Annotated in this window: 13 protein-coding genes; 11 read left to right on the forward strand and 2 right to left on the reverse strand. The window is 61.0% G+C overall.

The window, feature by feature from the left end; genetic code table 11:
- The coding region (gene argS / locus SVU69_10560; protein MDY6943433.1) for an arginine--tRNA ligase at positions 1-1,251 on the forward strand (1,251 nt) is incomplete at its 5' end.
- Between the two features lie 3 nt (positions 1,252-1,254).
- Entirely contained in the window at positions 1,255-1,866 is a 612-nt protein-coding gene (locus SVU69_10565) for an SPOR domain-containing protein (GenBank protein ID MDY6943434.1), read from the forward strand.
- A 39-nt stretch (positions 1,867-1,905) separates the two neighbouring features.
- On the opposite strand, the gene uvrD is transcribed toward SVU69_10565, so the two are convergent.
- Complete coding sequence (gene uvrD / locus SVU69_10570) at positions 1,906-4,059, reverse strand: DNA helicase II (protein MDY6943435.1); 2,154 nt, start codon at positions 4,057-4,059, stop codon at positions 1,906-1,908.
- A gap of 60 nt (positions 4,060-4,119) precedes the next feature.
- On the opposite strand from uvrD, the gene SVU69_10575 reads away from it, so the two are divergent.
- From SVU69_10575 to polA, 7 genes are all read left to right on the forward strand, one after another.
- A complete protein-coding gene (locus SVU69_10575; protein MDY6943436.1) occupies positions 4,120-4,698 on the forward strand; it encodes a hypothetical protein in 579 nt (192 codons plus the stop codon).
- Between the two features lie 36 nt (positions 4,699-4,734).
- Positions 4,735-6,093: a sodium:alanine symporter family protein gene (locus tag SVU69_10580; protein ID MDY6943437.1), complete on the forward strand. Its 1,359-nt coding sequence runs from the start codon at positions 4,735-4,737 to the stop codon at positions 6,091-6,093.
- A 126-nt stretch (positions 6,094-6,219) separates the two neighbouring features.
- Positions 6,220-7,974: an autotransporter assembly complex family protein gene (locus SVU69_10585; protein MDY6943438.1), complete on the forward strand. Its 1,755-nt coding sequence runs from the start codon at positions 6,220-6,222 to the stop codon at positions 7,972-7,974.
- A complete protein-coding gene (locus SVU69_10590) occupies positions 7,974-11,729 on the forward strand; it encodes a translocation/assembly module TamB domain-containing protein (protein MDY6943439.1) in 3,756 nt (1,251 codons plus the stop codon). Before SVU69_10585 ends, SVU69_10590 begins: the two co-directional genes overlap by 1 nt.
- A gap of 150 nt (positions 11,730-11,879) precedes the next feature.
- Entirely contained in the window at positions 11,880-12,011 is a 132-nt protein-coding gene (locus tag SVU69_10595; protein MDY6943440.1) for a lipoprotein, read from the forward strand.
- Positions 12,012-12,029: 18 nt separating this feature from the next.
- Positions 12,030-13,280 (forward strand): diaminopimelate decarboxylase, encoded by a 1,251-nt coding sequence (lysA, locus tag SVU69_10600; GenBank protein MDY6943441.1) that lies wholly within the window; start codon positions 12,030-12,032, stop codon positions 13,278-13,280.
- A 20-nt stretch (positions 13,281-13,300) separates the two neighbouring features.
- The gene (gene polA / locus SVU69_10605; GenBank protein ID MDY6943442.1) at positions 13,301-16,024 is read left to right on the forward strand and encodes a DNA polymerase I; all 2,724 of its coding nucleotides are present in this window, start codon (positions 13,301-13,303) and stop codon (positions 16,022-16,024) included.
- Between the two features lie 257 nt (positions 16,025-16,281).
- Here the strand turns inward: polA and yihA are convergent, their stop codons facing one another.
- Positions 16,282-16,911 carry a ribosome biogenesis GTP-binding protein YihA/YsxC gene (yihA, locus tag SVU69_10610; protein ID MDY6943443.1) on the reverse strand — a complete coding sequence of 210 codons (630 nt, stop codon included), beginning with the start codon at positions 16,909-16,911 and terminating at the stop codon, positions 16,282-16,284.
- Between the two features lie 152 nt (positions 16,912-17,063).
- Between yihA and SVU69_10615 the strand changes: the two genes are divergently transcribed.
- Positions 17,064-17,675, forward strand: a complete 612-nt coding sequence (locus SVU69_10615; protein MDY6943444.1) for a c-type cytochrome — start codon at positions 17,064-17,066, stop codon at positions 17,673-17,675.
- Between the two features lie 124 nt (positions 17,676-17,799).
- Positions 17,800-18,543, forward strand: a complete 744-nt coding sequence (locus tag SVU69_10620; GenBank protein ID MDY6943445.1) for a thiol:disulfide interchange protein DsbA/DsbL — start codon at positions 17,800-17,802, stop codon at positions 18,541-18,543.
- The last annotated feature ends 109 nt before the right edge of the window (positions 18,544-18,652 follow it).

Genomic DNA, 18,652 nt, shown 5'->3' on the forward strand with positions numbered 1-18,652 from the left:
CGGCAGATGGATATTCTCGCCGCCAGCGTTTACCTGCGTTATCTGGAGCACGGCGGACAAACGTTGCGCTTTCCCGACAACGGCTATCGCGGCGCCTACGTGAACGACATCGCGCAGGCGCTGCACACGGAGCATGGCGCGCGGTTCGTTCACGGGGTCGATGCCCTGTTCGGCAATGTGCCGCCCGACGCCGCACAGGGTGGCGACAAGGAAGCTCACATCGACGCCCTGGTGGCCAACACCAAAACGCTGTTGGGAGCGGATTACGCCGCGGTGTTCGATGCCGGGCTGAACGCCATTTTGGAGGATATTCGCCAGGATCTGGCCGAGTTCGGCGTCACCTACGACCGCTGGTACTCGGAGCGGGAGCTGGTGGCCAGCGGCGCGGTGGAGGCCACCTTGGCGGAGCTGAAACAAGCCGGGCACATTTATAGCCAGGACGGCGCTCAGTGGTTCCGCTCCACCGATTTCGGCGACGAGAAAGACCGGGTGGTGGTCCGGGAAAACGGCGTGGCGACGTATTTCGCCTCCGACATCGCCTATCACCGGGAAAAGCGCCAACGGGGCTTTGACCAACTCATCGATGTCTGGGGCGCCGACCACCACGGCTACGTGCCACGGGTCAAAGGTGCGTTAAAGGCGGTGGGGGAAGACCCGGACCGACTGCACGTTTTGCTGGTGCAGTTCGCCATTCTCTACCGGGGCAAGGAGAAGGTTTCCATGTCCACCCGGGCCGGCGAGTTCGTGACCCTGCGCGAGTTGCGCGAGGAAGTGGGCAACGACGCGGCGCGGTTTTTCTACGTATTGCGCTCGCAAGATCAACATCTGGACTTCGACCTGGAACTGGCCAAGAGCGAGAGTACGGATAATCCCGTTTATTACGTGCAGTATGCCCACGCCCGAATTTGCAGCGTGTTCAACCAACTGACCGAACAGGGCCGCAGCTTCGACCGCAACGCCGGCGAAGCGTCCCTGGCGCTGCTGGACAACGACCACGAGCAAGCCTTGATCACGGCGCTGTCCCGTTACCCGGAAATCATCGAAGCGGCGGCGCGCAACTTCGCACCCCACCTCCTGGCCTATTACTTGCGCGAGTTGGCCCAGTCCTTTCACACCTATTACAACGCCCACACCTTTTTGGTGGACGAAGACGCGCTCCGTAACGCCCGGCTGTGCCTGATTGCCGCCACCCGGCAGGTGTTGCGCAACGGATTGAATCTGCTCGGCGTGTCCGCGCCGGAGAGCATGTAAGCCATGGCCAACAGCCGGCGACCGCGACGCCCCAGCAAACGCCGCTCCAAATCCACCCGCAGCAAGCGACAGCAAAACGCCCTACCGGCCTGGGCGTGGCTGGTGCTGGGCATGGCGGTGGGCCTGACCATCGCCGTGGGTGTGTATATCGCCACCCAAGGCCCACAGGCCCCGAAAACCGCCACCATCACCGAGCAAGTCAAACCGCCGCCGGCCAAGGCGCCGGCCGCCAAAGCGCCAGAACAGGAAAAGGAAGAACCCAAGGGCATGCAGTTCGACTTCTACAAGCGGCTGCCCCAGCTTGAAGTGATTATTCCGGAGGCCGAGAACGGCGCGGGCCGGCCCCAGATCAAACCGCGCGCCGAGGCACTCAAGCCCGGTCGCTATGCCCTGCAGGCGGGATCGTTCCGGCGCTTTGAAGACGCCGACCGGCGCAAGGCCAGCCTGGCGCTCATCGGTGTGGAATCGCAGATTCAAAAAGTGGTGATCGACAGCGCCGAGACCTGGCACCGGGTGCGCATCGGGCCGTTTAACGATCCCGAAGCACTAGAGCGCACACGCGCGCGCCTGGAGCAAAACGGCATCGAAACCCTGGTGATCCGGCTGTCGGGCTGACCGCCATCAGACATCAGCGGGTTGGCAAGGCGTGAGGACTTACACCGCTTCCAGCTTGGCGTAGCCCATCACCAGCCATTTGCTGCCGACTTGCTCGAAATTCACCTGCACCCGAGCCTGCGGCCCGGCCCCTTCCAGATTCAGCACAATGCCTTCGCCGAACTTGGGGTGACGCACCATCTGCCCGATTTTGAACGCACCACCAGCGCCCGCCATGGGCTGGCGGTCGTGCAACACCGGCCGGCTGATCTGCACCCGGGGCCGTACGTCCTCCACCAACTCCGCCGGAAGCTCTTCCAGAAAACGGGAGGGAATACCGTACTGCTCGGTGTTGTAGAGCCGGCGCTTCTCGGCGTAGGTGAGATACAACTCCCGCATGGCGCGCGTCATGCCGACGTAACATAAACGTCGCTCTTCTTCGATCCCCGCGCCGTCTTCCAGCGATCGCTGGTGGGGGAAGAGGCCATCTTCCATGCCCGTCATGAACACCACCGGGAACTCCAGCCCTTTGGCGGAATGCAAGGTCATGAGCTGCACGCAGTCTTCCCACTCATCGGCCTGGCCTTCGCCCGCTTCCAGCGCGGCGTGGGTGAGGAAGGCCACCAGCGGCGAAACCCCCTCCAGGTCGGCTTCGTCCGGGCGGAATCCGCGCGCGGCGTTGATCAACTCCTGTAAGTTTTCCACCCGGGCCTCGCCCCGCTCGCCACCCTCCTGGGCGTAGTGGTCCATGAGCTTGGATTGAACAATCACCTCGCCGACCTGGTCTTCCAGGCTGAGTGATTCGACCCGCCCGTCCATCTCGTCAATCAACACCACAAACGCACCCACGGCGTTGGCGGCCCGGCCACTGCCCGCGGCCACAAACCGGGTGGCGGCTTCCCACAACGACAGGCCGTTTTCGCGAGCCAACTGGCGAACCGCGTCCATGGTGCGGTTGCCGATGCCCCGGGTGGGCAGGTTCACCACCCGCTCGAAGGAGGCATCGTCATGGCGATTGCAGATTAACCGCAGATAGGCCAAGGCGTCTTTGATTTCCGCCCGTTCGAAGAACCGCAAACCGCCATAAACCCGGTAGGGAATAGCGTGCTGCATCAAGGCTTCTTCAAACACCCGCGATTGGGCGTTGGAACGATACAGCACGGCGATTTCGCGGCGTAACGAGCCCTGTTCCTCATGGCGGCGAATCCGGTCGAGCACAAACTGCGCTTCGTCGTACTCGTTGAAGGCGGCGTAGAGCCGGATGGGATCGCCGGTGGAACCGTCGGTCCAAAGCTCCTTACCCATGCGCCCGGTGTTGTGGGCGATCAGGCCGTTGGCGGCCTTGAGAATGGTACTGGTGGAACGGTAGTTCTGCTCCAGCCGGACAATTTGCGCGTCGCGAAAATCGCGCCCGAACTGCTGCAAGTTTTCCACACGGGCGCCGCGCCAACTGTAAATGGACTGATCGTCGTCGCCCACCACGAACAGCTTGCCGGTGGTGCCGGCCAACTGCCGAAGCCACCGGTATTGCAGCGTATTGGTGTCTTGAAACTCGTCGACCAGAATGTGGCGAAAGCGCGCCTGATAGTGCGCCAGCAGGTCGGGGTCGTCACGCAACAGCTCGAAGCTGCGCAGCAGTAACTCGGCAAAATCCACCAGACCGCCGCGGGCACAGGCGGCCTCGTAAGCGGCGTAGATTCGCGTCATTTGCTGATAGATGGGGTCCCCGGTATCCGCCAAGTCCCCTGGACGCAGACCTTCTTCCTTGCGATTGTTGATAAACCACTGGACCTGGCGCACCGGCCAGCGGCTTTCATCCAGCTCCAGGCTGCGCAAGACCCGTTTCACCAAACGCCGCTGATCTTCGGTGTCCAGCACCTGAAAACTTTGTGGTAATCCGGCTTCCTGCCAGTGCTGGCGCAGCAAGCGGTGGGAAACGCCGTGGAAGGTTCCGATCCACATGCCGCCGCTGGGAACGCCCAACAACTGCTCAATGCGCCCGCGCATTTCCGCCGCCGCCTTGTTGGTAAAGGTCACGGCCATAATGCTCCAGGGCGAAATGCCTTCCACCCCCACCAACCAGGCCACACGATGAACCAGCACGCGGGTTTTGCCGCTACCCGCGCCCGCCAACACCAAAACCGGCAGCGCCGGCGCGCCCACGGCCTCACGCTGGCGCTCGTTCAAGCCTTCCAAAATCGCGGTCACATCCATCGCCGTATCTTACCAGAGAGGCTCTTGGGCCAGCCCCGCTCCTGAGGTTATATTTCTCGAATGATCTCCAAACTCCCCAGAGCAAACCGGCATACCTCGCTGCGCATCGCATTACTCGCATTGGCATGCTTCACCGCCGGGTGTGTCTCCGATGGCGCGCTGGCTCCGCCCCGCTCGGCGGAGACCGGTTTGGTCTACGGCCGCCTGTCCGCCGGGCAGATCGGCATTTACTCGATTTACCTCTACCGGGAAGGGCACCATTACCTGGTGCCGTTCACCGCGCCCACCGCCTACCCGGATGCCCAGGGCCGGTTCGTATTGGAGAATGCCCCACCGGGGGACTACTTTATCGCCGGCTTCTCCGATGGCCGCAGGAACTACTGGGTCACCCAAACCGCCGGACCGGCCACCGTGCCGCTGACGCCGGGCGGACTGGCCTATCTCGGCAGTTTTGTCGTTGAACCGCGTCCACGTCCGGAGCTAGACCAGCGCGAGGTGCGCCTGCGGCCGGATCCGGCTGCCGATGAACGCGAGATAATCCAATGGCTGCTCGCGCGGGTCGCGGGAACGGCGTGGGAGAATCGCCTGCGGCAACGCGAGGTGGAGCTCGACCCGCCACGCCCGTCACCCGACCACTGACCCCACCGCAACACCCAAGGAAGGACCGTGAACGAATTGATTGCCGGACTGACAGAATTCACCGGACAGATCTCCGGTCTCCTGTGGAAAAACGCCCTGACGCTGTTGATCCTGTTGGGCGTGGGGGCGTATTTGACGGTGCGCACCGGCTTCGTGCAACTCGGCGGGTTTCGCCACGCCTTCCATATCGTGCAAGGGCGCTACAGCCAGCCAGACGCGCCGGGGGAAATCTCCCACTTTCAGGCGCTGGCCACGGCCCTGTCGGCCACCGTAGGCACGGGCAACATTGCCGGGGTCGCCACCGCCATTTCCCTCGGCGGTCCGGGCGCCTTGTTCTGGATGTGGGTAACGGCATTTTTCGGCATGGCGACGAAATTCGCAGAATGCTCACTGGCATTGCGATTCCGCGAAGTCAGCCCCGACGGCGAAACCGCCGGCGGCCCCATGTATACCTTGCTCAACGGCTTGAACATGCGCGCCATGGCCATGGCATTCGCCGCCTTCGCCATGATCGCCTCCTTGGGAATCGGCAACATGGTTCAAGCCAATTCCGTGATGGACGGGCTGGGGCAAATCTTTCCCCAGCTCAGCGCGCACCGCTGGTGGGTGGGGATCGGCGTAGCCTTGCCGGTGGGCATGGTGATCATCGGGGGAATCCGGCGGATCGCCCGCACCGCCAGCGCCTTGGTGCCCTTTATGGCGATTCTGTATATCAGCGGCGCGCTATTGGTGCTGTTGAACCATGTGGACGCCATTCCCGGTGCCCTGTTGACCATCTTCAATCATGCGCTCAATCCCTGGGCCGTGGGCGGCGCGGTGGTGGGCGAGGCCATCCGCTGGGGCGTGGCACGGGGCTTGTTCTCCAATGAGGCGGGCCTGGGCTCCTCGCCCATGGCCCACGCCGCGGCACGCACCCACGAACCGGTCCGTGAGGGCCTGGTGGCCATGCTCGAACCGTTCATCGACACGCTGGTGATTTGCACCCTCACCGGACTGACCATCATCGTGACCGGTGCCTATCTCACCGCGCCTGACGGGGTGGTGGGCGCGGCGTTGACCACCTATGCTTTCGACCAAACCCTCGGCACGGCCGGTGCCGCGGTGGTCAGTCTCGGCCTGACGCTCTTCGCCTTCTCCACCATGATCGCGTGGTCGTATTATGGCGACCGCAGCGCGCGCTTTTTGTTCGGCGAACAGGCCGTGTTGCCCTACCGGGTGGTGTTCACCTGCCTGGTGGCGGTCGGCGCCGCCTTGCCGTTGGAACTGGTCTGGAACATCGCCGACATCACCAATCTCTTGATGGCCGTGCCCAACTTGATCGCTCTGGTGATGCTGGCCGGCCTCGTGGCCAAGCTGCGGCGTGACTATTTCGCATCCCATTTTCCCGGTCGATAATACATGGCCCGCATCGTGTCGACCTCGCGGGAATGGGTAGATTCGATGAAACGATCTGCGCACGATTCCCATCCGCCACCGGTCAAACCCTGCGCGCCACGATGAGACACTGAGGACCCGACGATTTTGACCGGATACCGCGACAACTGGATCGCTTTTGGCCGATGGCTGATCCTGCTCACAATCTTGAGCAGCGCTTCGGCCTGGGCGCAGCAAGTGACCGTGTCCATCGAAGGACTACCCCGCGATCTGCAAACCAATGCCGAAGCGAGCGTCACGCTGGCGCGCATGGCCGACCGAGAGCTCACGCCCGCTCAGATTCGCCGTCTGCATACCGACGCGCTTGAAGAAATCCGCCGAGCCCTAGAGCCCTTCGGCTACTACCAAACAGATATCCACTCGAGCTTGAAGCAAACCGCCGAGGTTTGGACAGCACGTTATGTGGTCGATGCGGGACCGCCGGTGCGCATCACGGATATCGACATTCAAATCCTTGGGCCCGGCGAAGAAGACCCGGCGATCCAACGGGTGGCGCGCAGCTTTCCGCTCAAAGTCGGAGATGTGGCCCTTCATCGCCGCTACGAAGACGGCAAACGTCGCATGATGCGCGTGGCCAACGAGCGGGGTTACATCGAAGCCCGGATGGCCACCAAGCGTTTAGAAGTGCGGCCCGATACCCTCGCCGCCCGTGTGGTTCTGCGGATGGAGACGGGCATCCGCTACTGTTTCGGTGAAGTGACGCTGCAGCAGGACGTCATCAACCCGGACTTTCTGGCCCGGTTTGTGCCGTTTGAAACCGGTGAGCCGTACTCGGCCGACCGCCTGCTGCAATTGCAGTACCGCCTGTTGGATGCCGAGTACTTCTCCACCGTGGACGTGGTTCCACGGCGCGATCTGGCAAAGGACTGCCAGATTCCCATTGAGGTCGAATTGGCGCCCGCCAAGCGCAATCGCTACACCCTCGGCTTGGGCTATGGCACCGATACCGGCGCCCGGGCGCTGATCGGTTACACCAATCGCCGGGTCAACCGCCGAGGACACCGAATCAACGTGGATGCCCGACTGGCGGAAACCGGCAACGGGGTGGATGCACGCTACGTGATACCGATTGATCAGCCGGCCACCGACAATTTGGCCCTGTTGGGCCGGGTCTTCGATGAGGACATCGACGATCGATTCAGCCGCATCCGTAGCCTGGGCGTGGCCCGCAACAACGTGTTCGGACGGTGGACACGAACCCTCCGGCTGATGCTGGAGAACGAAACCTTCGACATCGGTTTGGGCGCCGACCCGCAACGCTCCGATGCGCTGATACCGGGCTTGAGCTTCAGCTATGTGAGCGTGAACGACCCGTTGGCCACGGATCGGGGCTATCGCTGGTCGGTGGACCTTCAGGGCGCCCACGAGGCGGCCGCCTCAGACATCACCTTCGCCCAGGTCTTGACCAACGTTCGGACGGTGTACCGGGTTTGGCCCCGCGGCCGGTTTCTGGCCCGCAGCGATCTGGGATACACCAGCGTCAACGGTTTCGATGACCTCGCCCTGTCCAAGCGATTCTATGCCGGGGGCGACTACAGCGTGCGCGGCTACGACTACAAATCCCTGGGCGCCATCGATGAAGGTGGCCGCAACATCGGCGGTCGGTACCTGTTCACTCTGGGCGTCGACTATGAACACCGCGTCTACAAAGATTGGTCGGTGGCGGTGTTTTACGATGCGGGTAGCGCCTTCAACGACACCGAGCCGGACCTCAAGCAGGGAGCCGGCGTGGGCTTGCGCTGGCAGACCCCGGTCGGTCCTCTGCGAATCGACGTTGCCCACCCGTTCGACGATCCGGACACCGACTACCGCCTTCACCTGACCTTCGGGCCGGATTTGTGATGCGTAAGCTGGCCGTGGTGCTTGTGGTCTTGGTCGCGGTGGTGATCGCGATCGGCTACGGCGCAATCCACAGCACCCGTCTGCCGGTTTGGGCCGCAGCGCAAGCCAACCGACATTGGGAGGCGTTAACCATCGAGGGGGTCTCCGGCCGACTGGCCGGACCCCTGAACGTAGAACGGCTCACGGTGGAAACGCCCGCCGTTCGGGTGACCGTGCAAAACGCCCAACTCAAATGGACCCTGCGTCGGCTGCTCGGCCGCACCTTGGATATCGAAGCGCTCTCAGCGAAAAGCGTTCAGGTAGAACTTCGCGAACACAACGGTGCGGAACCCGCTTCCGGCGAGCCGTTCGAACTCCCGGACATCGACGTTCCCCTCACCATTGACTTGGGCCGGCTCGCGGTGGGCCAGCTGCACATCACGCCGGCCGGTGGCGAGCGCGTCTCGTTATTCGACTTGGCCACCTCCATCCATGCCGACGGCGCCGAATGGACCGTCCGCGAGCTTGCCCTTCGGCATGAAATGGCCGAGATCAAGGCCTCGGGAAATATCACCACCCGCGCCACCTATCCCTTGTCGGTGCAATTGGCGACGATGCTCTCTTTGCCCGACATACCGCCCTGGCCGGTGACCCTCACGGCAAACGGCGACCTCGACACGCTTGTGCTTACGGCGGATGGCCAATCGCCCTATCCGGTTACGCTCACCGGGCGAATAGACGATGTGCCGAAGCTCGGGCTCTGGACGCTGGAGGCCAACGTCCAGAGCCTCGACTTGAGCCAAGTGCGACCGGACCTGCCGGCGCTGACCACGGGGGGCACCCTCCAGGCCCGAGGCGAGGGCCTCGCCGCCGACATCCGCGCCGACGCGTTTGCCAAAGGGCTGGCGGGTCTCGATGCCGTGATTCATCTCTCGGCACACTGGGAAGATGCCACACTGCGGGTGGATGAACTGACGGCCAGCGGAAACATCGGCACGCTGCAAGGGCGCGGCCACGCCCGTTTGGGCACCCTGGACGACACCCAAATCGAAGCCGCCTTGGATTGGCAAGCGCTGCGTTGGCCCGCCCTGGATCACTGGAACAGTCCCAGCGGCCAGACGCGGATCAGCGGTTCACCGAGCGCCTATCAGGTGCAAATCGAAGGGCAGTTCGAAGGACCACCGCAGCAGATGCCTTCCACCCATCTTTCGCTCGCGGCCCATGGCAACCTGGAAAGCCTTGCGATCGACCGTCTGCAGGTGGACACGCTCGATGGGCAGATCACCGCCACCGGGGCCTTGAACTGGTCTGACGGACTGGATTGGACGGCGCGCGCAGAAGGCCGCGAGCTCAATCCGGGGGTGATGGATGCCGCTTGGCCCGGCCGCCTGGGTTTCGCCCTCACCACCGAGGGCCGGTACCAACAGCGCCTGAGCACCCATGTGCACGTGGAGAAACTGTCCGGTCGGCTCCGCAACCAAGCCGTGGATGGCCAGGCGGAACTGGATTGGTCCGACGAGACGCTCCGCATCGACGCGCTGGCGCTGCGTATCGCTGATGCCAGGCTGAATGTATCGGGTCGCTGGAACGCCGGTTGGGATTTGGCCGGATCGATGGATGCACCCGATCTGTCTCGGGTACTGCCCCAAGCCGGGGGCGCGCTGGCCGCCCGGTTTACGCTGCAAGGCAAACCCGAGGCGCCCGAAATCACGGTCAACGCCGACGCCACCGATTTGGCATGGGATGCGCTGCGTATTCAGTCCTTGGCGCTGACGGCGGATCTATCGCCCCAAGCCAACCAGCCCCTCACGGTGGACCTGAAGCTTGAACAAGCGTCATTGGGGGACCAATCCGTGCAATCAGGACGCGTTCTGGTCGATGGTACGGCCGCTGGGCACCAGATCCGTGCCACGGCACAGTCCGCCCAGGGTCAGTTGGACTTGATGGCTGAGGGCGCTTGGCGTCCGGCCGAACAGCAATGGGCCGGCACCCTGAATCAGCTCGCGCTGGTGTCGAAGCCGGACACCGCGTGGGTCATGACCGAGCCCACAGCGCTCAGCGCCGGACCGAAGCGGGTCAGCTTAAGTTCGCTGTGCCTGCGCCATGAGGGTGAGTCGCTTTGTGTCGAAGGCCGCTGGCAAGGCGCCGCGGGTTGGCACGCGCTGGCCGAGGTGACATCACTCCAGCTGGATAGAGCGCAGGCGTACATGGGTGACGACCACCGCCTTGAAGGCGTCATCAGCGCCCGCCTGGAAGCAAAAGCCGGCAGTGACGGCGCCGTGTTCGCCCAAGCGGAGACCACCAGCGACCAGCTGCGGGTCTTGACCCGTCCCAGTGCCGACGAAGGTCAGGGTTGGCGGGAGCTTCTGAGCGTGCGTGCGATCCGTCTCGATGGCCACTGGGACGAAGCCGGCATCCGTTTGGAAACGCGTGCACGCGTGGATCAAACCGGCAGCTGGCAAGGCCGCTGCGTGATTCCCGGCGTGCGCCAACCGGCCCAGTTCGCCACCGCCGAGATGCGCGACTGCCAGCTCTCCGCCGATCTGCCCGACGTGGATTTCGTGGCGTTGTTTGTTCCCGCCTTGGCCGATGCCAAAGGGTCACTCAAAGCGGAATTGAGCGCCCGCGGCCCGGTGAGCGAACCGATTTTCAACGGCCGGGTCGAGCTGGTGGATGGCGCGGCCGAGATTCCCGATTTAGGGCTTCGACTTCAGGCCATCACCCTCACGCTCACCACGGTTCCGGGCGACCGGCTCGCCTGGGTTGGCCAAGTTAACTCGGGCGACGGCCACCTGGATACGGAAGGCAGCCTGGCGTTGCAAGCCGGTGAGTTATCCCTCGAGGGAAAACTCACCGGTCGGAATTTTGCCGTGATCCGCACCGCCGAGGCCGCCGTCGATGTCACACCGGATCTTCGGTTCGCCTATTCGCCAGCGGAGTTGAGTGTTTCCGGTCAGGTGCTCATTCCCACGGCGGATATCACCCCCCGCGATCTCTCCAGCACCGTACAAGCTTCACCGGACGTGGTGATCGTGGATCCCGCCAAGACCACCGCCGAGCCGAAACCGCGTCCGCTCTCGTTGGATGTCACCGTGGCCTTGGGCGATGCGGTCTCGTTTGAAGGCTTCGGACTGCGCGCGAAGCTGGGTGGAGAACTGCGCTTTCGAGACGGACCGAACGAGCAACCCCTGGCGACCGGCCAGTTGCGCGTGATCGAAGGCCGCTACAACGCCTATGGCCAACCGCTGGAGATTGAAACCGGACGGATCATTTATACCGACGCGCCCGTCGACAATCCGGGCCTGGATTTGCGTGCCGTGAGGCGCCTGGAAGAAGTGCAAGTAGGCGTGGATGTCCGCGGTACGCTGGCTCAACCCCAGCTGACGCTGTTCTCGTCGCCGCCCATGTCCGATTCGGACATTCTCTCCTATTTGCTGTTCGGGCGACCCATGGCGCAATCCTCATCCCAGGACAGCCGTCGGGTGGCCGGAATTCTGGCCGCGACGCGTTTGTCCGGGGGGCAGATTCCAGGCGAACGACTGGCCGAGCGACTGGGCATCGAGGAAGTCTCGCTGGAATCTCAAGGCGGGGTCGAGGAAACCGAACTGGTACTCGGACGGCAGATCTCGCCGCGGCTATTCGTCAGTTACGGCGTGGGCTTGTTCGGCAACCAGTCCACTTTCCGGACGCTGTACCGTTTGAGCCGCCGCTGGACGCTCAAAACCGAGTCCGGCGTCGACCGCAGTGCCGACATCATATTCACCATCGAACGCTAATCGCGCGGCCCGGGGCGACCACCCCCTCGTTCAACAGGCCTCAAACCCCGCAGAACGAGAGATCACTGTTGAAGCAACCACGAGCATAGGCAATCCGGGAGCCGTCGATCTATACTGCTCGCCTGTGTTCCCACGACCCCGATTCCTACGATGATCTGGCGCAGCACCCCGATTTTTCTATTTGCACTTTGGATATTGGTCGGTTGCGGCCAAAAGGGCGATTTGTATTTTCCCGACGAGCCGCGGGAAGATCCTGCCGCCCAAACCCAACGAACAAACTAAAACTCCGCACCTGAAAACATGGATCATTTCAATTACCGAGACGGCCGGCTTTTCGCCGAAGATGTTGACCTTCAAACGCTGGCGGAACGCTTCGGCACCCCGGCCTATGTGTACTCCCGCGCCACCATTTGCCGCCACTTCCGCGTCTTCTCGGAAGCTCTGGCCGGCCAGGCTCATTTGCTTTGCTATGCGGTCAAGGCCAATTCCAATTTGGCGGTGCTGAACCTGCTGGCAGGATTGGGCGCCGGCTTCGACATCGTGTCGGTCGGCGAGCTGGAACGGGTACTCAGGGCCGGCGGCGACCCCGGTAAGGTGGTGTTTTCCGGCGTCGGCAAACGAGCGGATGAAGTTCGCCGCGCGCTGGAGGTGGGCATTCGCTGTTTCAACGTGGAATCCGAAGGCGAACTGGAGCGAATCGACACCATCGCCCGGGAAATGGGGGTCCGCGCGCCAGTCTCCTTGCGGGTCAATCCGGACGTCGACGCCCAAACCCATCCGTATATCTCCACCGGACTGAAGGAAAACAAATTCGGCATCGATATCGCGGTGGCGGAGTCGGTCTACCACCGCGCACATCAAATGGATGGGATACGGCTGGAAGGCATCGACTGCCACATCGGTTCTCAATTGACCGGAACCCAACCCTTTGTCGATGCCTTGGCACGGGTGCTGGCGATGGTCGATCGCCTGGCCGAAGCCGGCATTCATTTACGCCACATCGATGTGGGCGGAGGGTTAGGCATCCGCTATCGCAACGAAACGCCGCCGACGCCGGATGAGTATGTACGCGCCTTGCGGCCCAGTTTGGCGGGGCGTGATTTGGAAATTCTCTTTGAACCCGGGCGGGTGATCGTGGGCAACGCCGGTGTGCTGCTGACCCGCGTGGAGTACCTCAAACCGCATGGCGAACGGGCGTTTGCCATCGTAGACGCCGGCATGAACGATCTGATTCGCCCGGCGCTTTACCACGCCTGGCAGGACATCGTGCCGGTCATCCAACGCGACGGGGCCGAAGGCCAATGCTACGACATTGTGGGTCCGGTCTGTGAAACAGCCGATTTTATCGGCCGGGAACGTCAACTGAACCTCGAGCCCGGCGATATTTTGGCGGTGCGTTCCTCGGGTGCGTACGGCTTTGTGATGAGCTCGAACTACAACTCGCGGCCACGTCCGCCGGAAATCATGGTCGACGGCGCACAAGCTCATGTGGTTCGAGCACGGGAAAGCATCGATACCTTGATGCTCGGCGAATCACTGCTGCCCAATTGACGAGTGAACAGCAAACGGCCATGAGCGATTCAGACACAATCCCGCCGGAAGCCGGTCGTCCCACCGAGCTGGTGATGGTGGACGGCTCGTCGTACCTCTATCGGGCGTTCCACGCCTTGCCGCCGCTGAGCAACTCCCGCGGCCAACCCACCGGTGCGGTGTATGGCGTCATCAACATGTTGCGCAAACTGCTCCGCGAGCACCAGCCCCAGCGTATCGCCGTGGTCTTCGACGCGCCCGGCAAGACCTTTCGGGACGAGTTGTTCGAGTCCTACAAATCGCATCGCCCGCCCATGCCGGACGATTTGAGGTCGCAGATCGAACCGTTGCACGCCGCGGTCTCGGCCATGGGTATTCCCTTGCTGCAAATTCCCGGCGTCGAAGCCGACGATGTCATCGGCACGCTGGCGCGGCAGGCAGGCGATGCGGGTATCCACACGCTGATCTCCACCGGCGACAAGGACATGGCGCAACTGGTCAACGGCCACGTGACGCTGGTCAACACCATGACCGGCACCGTATTGGATCGCCAAGGGGTGATCGACAAGTTCGGCGTGCCCCCGGAGCGCATTATCGACTACCTGGCGCTGGTGGGAGACAGCTCGGATAACATTCCGGGGGTTCCCAAAGTCGGCCCGAAAACGGCAGCCAAGTGGCTGAACGAATACGGCAGCTTAGATGAGATCATCGCGCGGGCCGAGGAAATTCCCGGCAAAGTGGGCGAGTCGTTGCGTGCCAACTTGCCTCAACTGGAGTTATCCCGCCTGCTGGCCACCATCCACTGCGACGTCAAACTGGCCGAAAGTCTCGACCAACTCTCGCCCAGCGAACCCGACACGGACAAACTCCGAGAACTGTATACGGAGCTGGAGTTCGGCGGGCTATTGCGAGAACTGGAAGCCGACCAACCCGATCCGCCGCGGGGGTCGGAGTCTCCCCGTCGCTACCAGACGGTGTTGGATCAAAAAACCCTGGATGGTTGGCTTGAGCGGATCAAACATGCCGACCTGTTCGCCTTCGACACGGAAACCACCAGCCTCCGGTACGACAAAGCCGAAGTTGTGGGGGTTTCTTTCGCCATCGAGCCCGGCGAAGCGGCCTACGTGCCACTGGCTCACAACTACATAGGCGCGCCGGAGCAATTGAACCGGGAAGCCGTTTTGGCGCAGCTCAAGCCTATCTTGGAGGACCCAAAGCACGCGAAGGTCGGGCAGAACCTCAAATACGACAAGAACGTGCTGGCCAATCACGGCATTGAGCTGACCGGCATTGCCCACGACACCATGCTGCAATCGTATGTGCTCAACAGCACCGCCGGCCGCCACGATATGGATTCGATGGCGTTGCGGGAGCTCGGCGTGACCACCATCAAGTTCGAAGACGTGGCCGGAAAAGGCGCGCGACAGCTGGGGTTTGACGAAGTCGAAATCGAAAAAGCCGCCGAGTACGCAGCCGAAGATGCGGACATCACACTCCGATTGCACCAATCCTTGTGGCCACGGCTCAACAAAGAAACCCGTCTGCGCGCTGTCTACGAGGAAATGGAAGTCCCTCTGGTTCCCGTTCTGTCGCGAATGGAACAAACCGGGGTCTTGGTGGATCCCGAGCTGCTGCGCCGGCAAAGTCAGGAACTCGCCGAAGCCATGGCGGAACTCGAAGTGAAGGCCCACGATGAGGCGGGGCAAGCTTTCAACCTCGGTTCCCCGAAACAACTTCAGGAAATCCTATTCGACAAACTGCAATTGCCGGCACTGCGCAAGACCCCGAAAGGCCAACCCTCGACGGCGGAAGACGTGTTGCAGGAACTGGCTAACGACTACCGCTTGCCGCAACTGATTCTGGAATATCGCTCGCTCAGCAAGCTGAAGTCGACGTACACCGACAAGTTGCCGGATTTGATCAGCCCCAAGACGGGGCGTATTCACACCTCCTACCACCAAGCGGTCGCCGCCACCGGGCGCCTCTCCTCGTCCGAACCCAATTTGCAGAATATCCCCATACGAACCGCCGAAGGACGCAGGATCCGAGAGGCATTTGTCGCCCCGAAAGGGTATCGCATCCTCTCGGCAGACTATTCGCAAATCGAGCTGCGTATCATGGCCCATCTCTCCGGTGATGCGGGCCTGCTCAAAGCGTTTGCCGAAGGCAAGGACATTCACCAAGCCACGGCCTCGGAGGTATTCGGCGTGTCGCCGGACCAAGTTTCGGCGGACCAAAGACGCTCGGCCAAGGCGATCAATTTTGGACTGATCTATGGGATGTCGGCGTTTGGCTTGAGCCGCCAACTGGGCATTGAGCGTAGCGCCGCGCAAACTTATGTAGACCGGTATTTTGATCGCTATCCGGGCGTTAAAGACTTTATGGACCGAATCCAGGCACAAGCCCACGAAGACGGCTATGTCGAGACGGTCTTCGGGCGACGGCTTTATCTGCCGGAGATCAACTCACGCAACGCCCAGCGGCGTCAGTACGCCGAGCGCACTGCGATCAATGCGCCCATGCAGGGTACCGCGGCTGACATCATCAAGCGCGCCATGCTCGCAATCGACCGATGGCTGAACACATCGAACAACGGGATACGTATGATCATGCAGGTACACGACGAGTTAGTGTTCGAAGTACCGAAATCACAGATCTCCGACGCCGAAACCACGGTTAGAAAATTTATGATTAGCGCAGCCGAGCTAAAAACGCCGCTGGATGTAGATGTCGGAACCGGTAGAAACTGGGGCGAGAGTCACTAAACAATACTTAACATCGGCCAATAAATCAGGTGGTTAAGGTTAATTAAACGACAATAACTTCGTTGTAAAAAACCAAACCCTTTTCATTTGAACTTCAAATGGCGCAAAATGTCTGTGAGACGGGTGCCGCAATAGCACCCGTTTCCTACCCTGAGTAAGCGGGCCCATCGATATCCCCCAAGATCAGGTGGGTTCCGAACAGCCACGGCAGTCTCCCCCTTTAGACTGTCGTGGCTTTTTTTTACGGTCGTAAAACGCTAGTGCGCAGCCACGCTCTCATCTTCCAACCCGCCCGGGTCCAACCAGCGGGCCAACCGTGTGCGCGCGTCATCCCACCCCATCGCTTTGGTGGCTGAAAAAAGTTGAACGGTAAACAAATCTCCCGATAATTCTTCCAACTGTTTTCTCACGCGAAACAGAACCTGCGTCGCCGCCCCGCGGCTGAGCTTGTCTGATTTCGTCAAAAGGACATGGCAAGGCAGCCCCGCTTGCGCGCACCAGTTCAATAACTGTTGATCGAAATCAGTCATCGGGTGTCGGACATCCATGATGACGAACACCCCCTTTAAGCTATCGCGACCGGCCAAATACTCGCCGATCAACTTCCCCCAATGCCGGCGTATGGCTTCAGGCACTCGGGCAAAACCATAGCCCGGCAAGTCGACCAGGCGGGTGCCATCGTCAAATACGAAAAAATTGATCAATTGCGTGCGCCCTGGCGTGCGACTGGCACGCGCCAACCCTTTCCTTGACGTTATCGCATTGATCGCACTGGACTTTCCCGAGTTCGAGCGACCGGCGAAAGCCACCTCTGCCCCACTGTCAACGGGCAAACTCCGTAACCGATCAGCACTGATTAAAAAGGAGACGTTGCGAAAATCTTTCATAAAATGCTTGAGCTTGGTTGACCGTCTTGCGGGCGCTCAGTGTAAAATTAGCGACCCGAAAGTACATGGGCGCCCGCATTGTACGTTATTGTCGACTGCACTGTTGACCCCGTCACAAGCGGATACCGCTTGCTCAGGAGGCCTTCCGAATCATGAATAAACGGCTCGCAGCCATCGTTACGCTTATCGCCATCGGCGTCATGAACCCCGTTTATGCCGGAGGCAACGCGGAAACCGGGAAAGCCAAAGCGGTTCCTTGCGCCGCTTGTCACGGAGCGGATGGCAACAGCGTCAACGGCACATGGCCCAAGTTGGCCGGACAGCATGCCCAGTACATCGAATCGCAGCTTAAGGCCTTCCGTTCCGGCGAGCGAAGCAACCCGCTCATGACTGGGCAGGCGGCAGCTCTAAGCGATCAAGACATTCTCGATTTAGCCGCCTATTACTCTGAGCAGACGCTCAAGCCAGGTGTCGCCGATCCCGATAAAGTGGATCTGGGCCAGACGATTTATCGCGCGGGCAACGCCGACACCGAGGTTTCGGCATGCATGGCCTGCCACGGACCTTCAGGCAAAGGCAACGGTCCTGCGGGTTATCCACGTATCGGCGGGCAGCATGGGGCCTACGTGGCCGCACAGCTTAAAGCCTATGCCTCCGGCGAGCGTGGAAACACCACCACCGGCCGAATGATGCAAGATATTGCCTCTAAGATGAGCGACAAAGAAATCGAAGCGGTGGCATCGTTTGTTGAGGGACTCTATTAATAGTATATTGATGTTATGTGTTATCTAAGCATATAAAAAGACGGCCAGACCACTGGCCGGTCGAGGGCTTATAAGTCGAAGGCTTATAAATTGACGGTCAGACCACTGACCAAGTGAGGGGACTATGAAGAAGGATGGGCAACTAGAAGCCCGCCGGTGCGTGTCCCTACGATGGATGTTTTGTTTGTGGACGGCTCTGGTGTTTGGTCTGTCCACAGCGACACAGGCACTGGCGGAAATTTATACTGAGGGAACCCATTACACGAGGGTTTCCGACCCGGGGCGTGTGCATCAGGGTGAGCTTGTCGAAGTCGTGGAATTTATGTCCTACGGCTGTGCGCACTGTAGCAAGATGGAGCCCCATCTCAATCCTTGGGTGGAAGAGCACGAAGATCGTATCGATTTCGTCCGCATTACCCACGGAGAAAGCACTTACAACAGCTGGTGGGGACGTTACGGTCAAGCGTTCTACGCTTGTAAAGCGCTTGGTGTGGTGGGAGATAAGTTGGAGCAAATTCACCACGCGTTCTTCGAAGCGATCCATCATGACCACACGCTGAAGAGCAACAAACGCCAGATCGCGAAATTTTTGTCGCATTTCGGCATTTCGGAAAAGCAATTCTACGCGGCTTATGATTCGCCAGACGTGGAAAGCTTGGTCGAAGACGCCGATCAACTGTGGCGCCGATTTTCGATTCGAAAAACCCCGACGTTCATCGTTAACGGGAAATACGAAGTTAATCCCGGGGATCTTTCCAAATTGGACTATGATGACCCGAAAGCAGAGACCTTGAAGGTCATTGAATATCTCGTTCAACTGGAAAGCGGGACGGAAAGCGCGCAAGCCTTAACGGCTTCCATGCGATAGTACGCCCCACACCGACCGAGAACTGGTAAGGCCCGCATCACGCGGGCCTTACTTTTTGCGATCCATCATATAATCAGGGAAAGCGAGTCTTCGGGACATGGCGTGCCAT

The organism is Pseudomonadota bacterium (genome assembly GCA_034189865.1).
In the GTDB taxonomy this organism is placed as follows: Bacteria; Pseudomonadota; Gammaproteobacteria; order UBA5335; family UBA5335; genus JAXHTV01.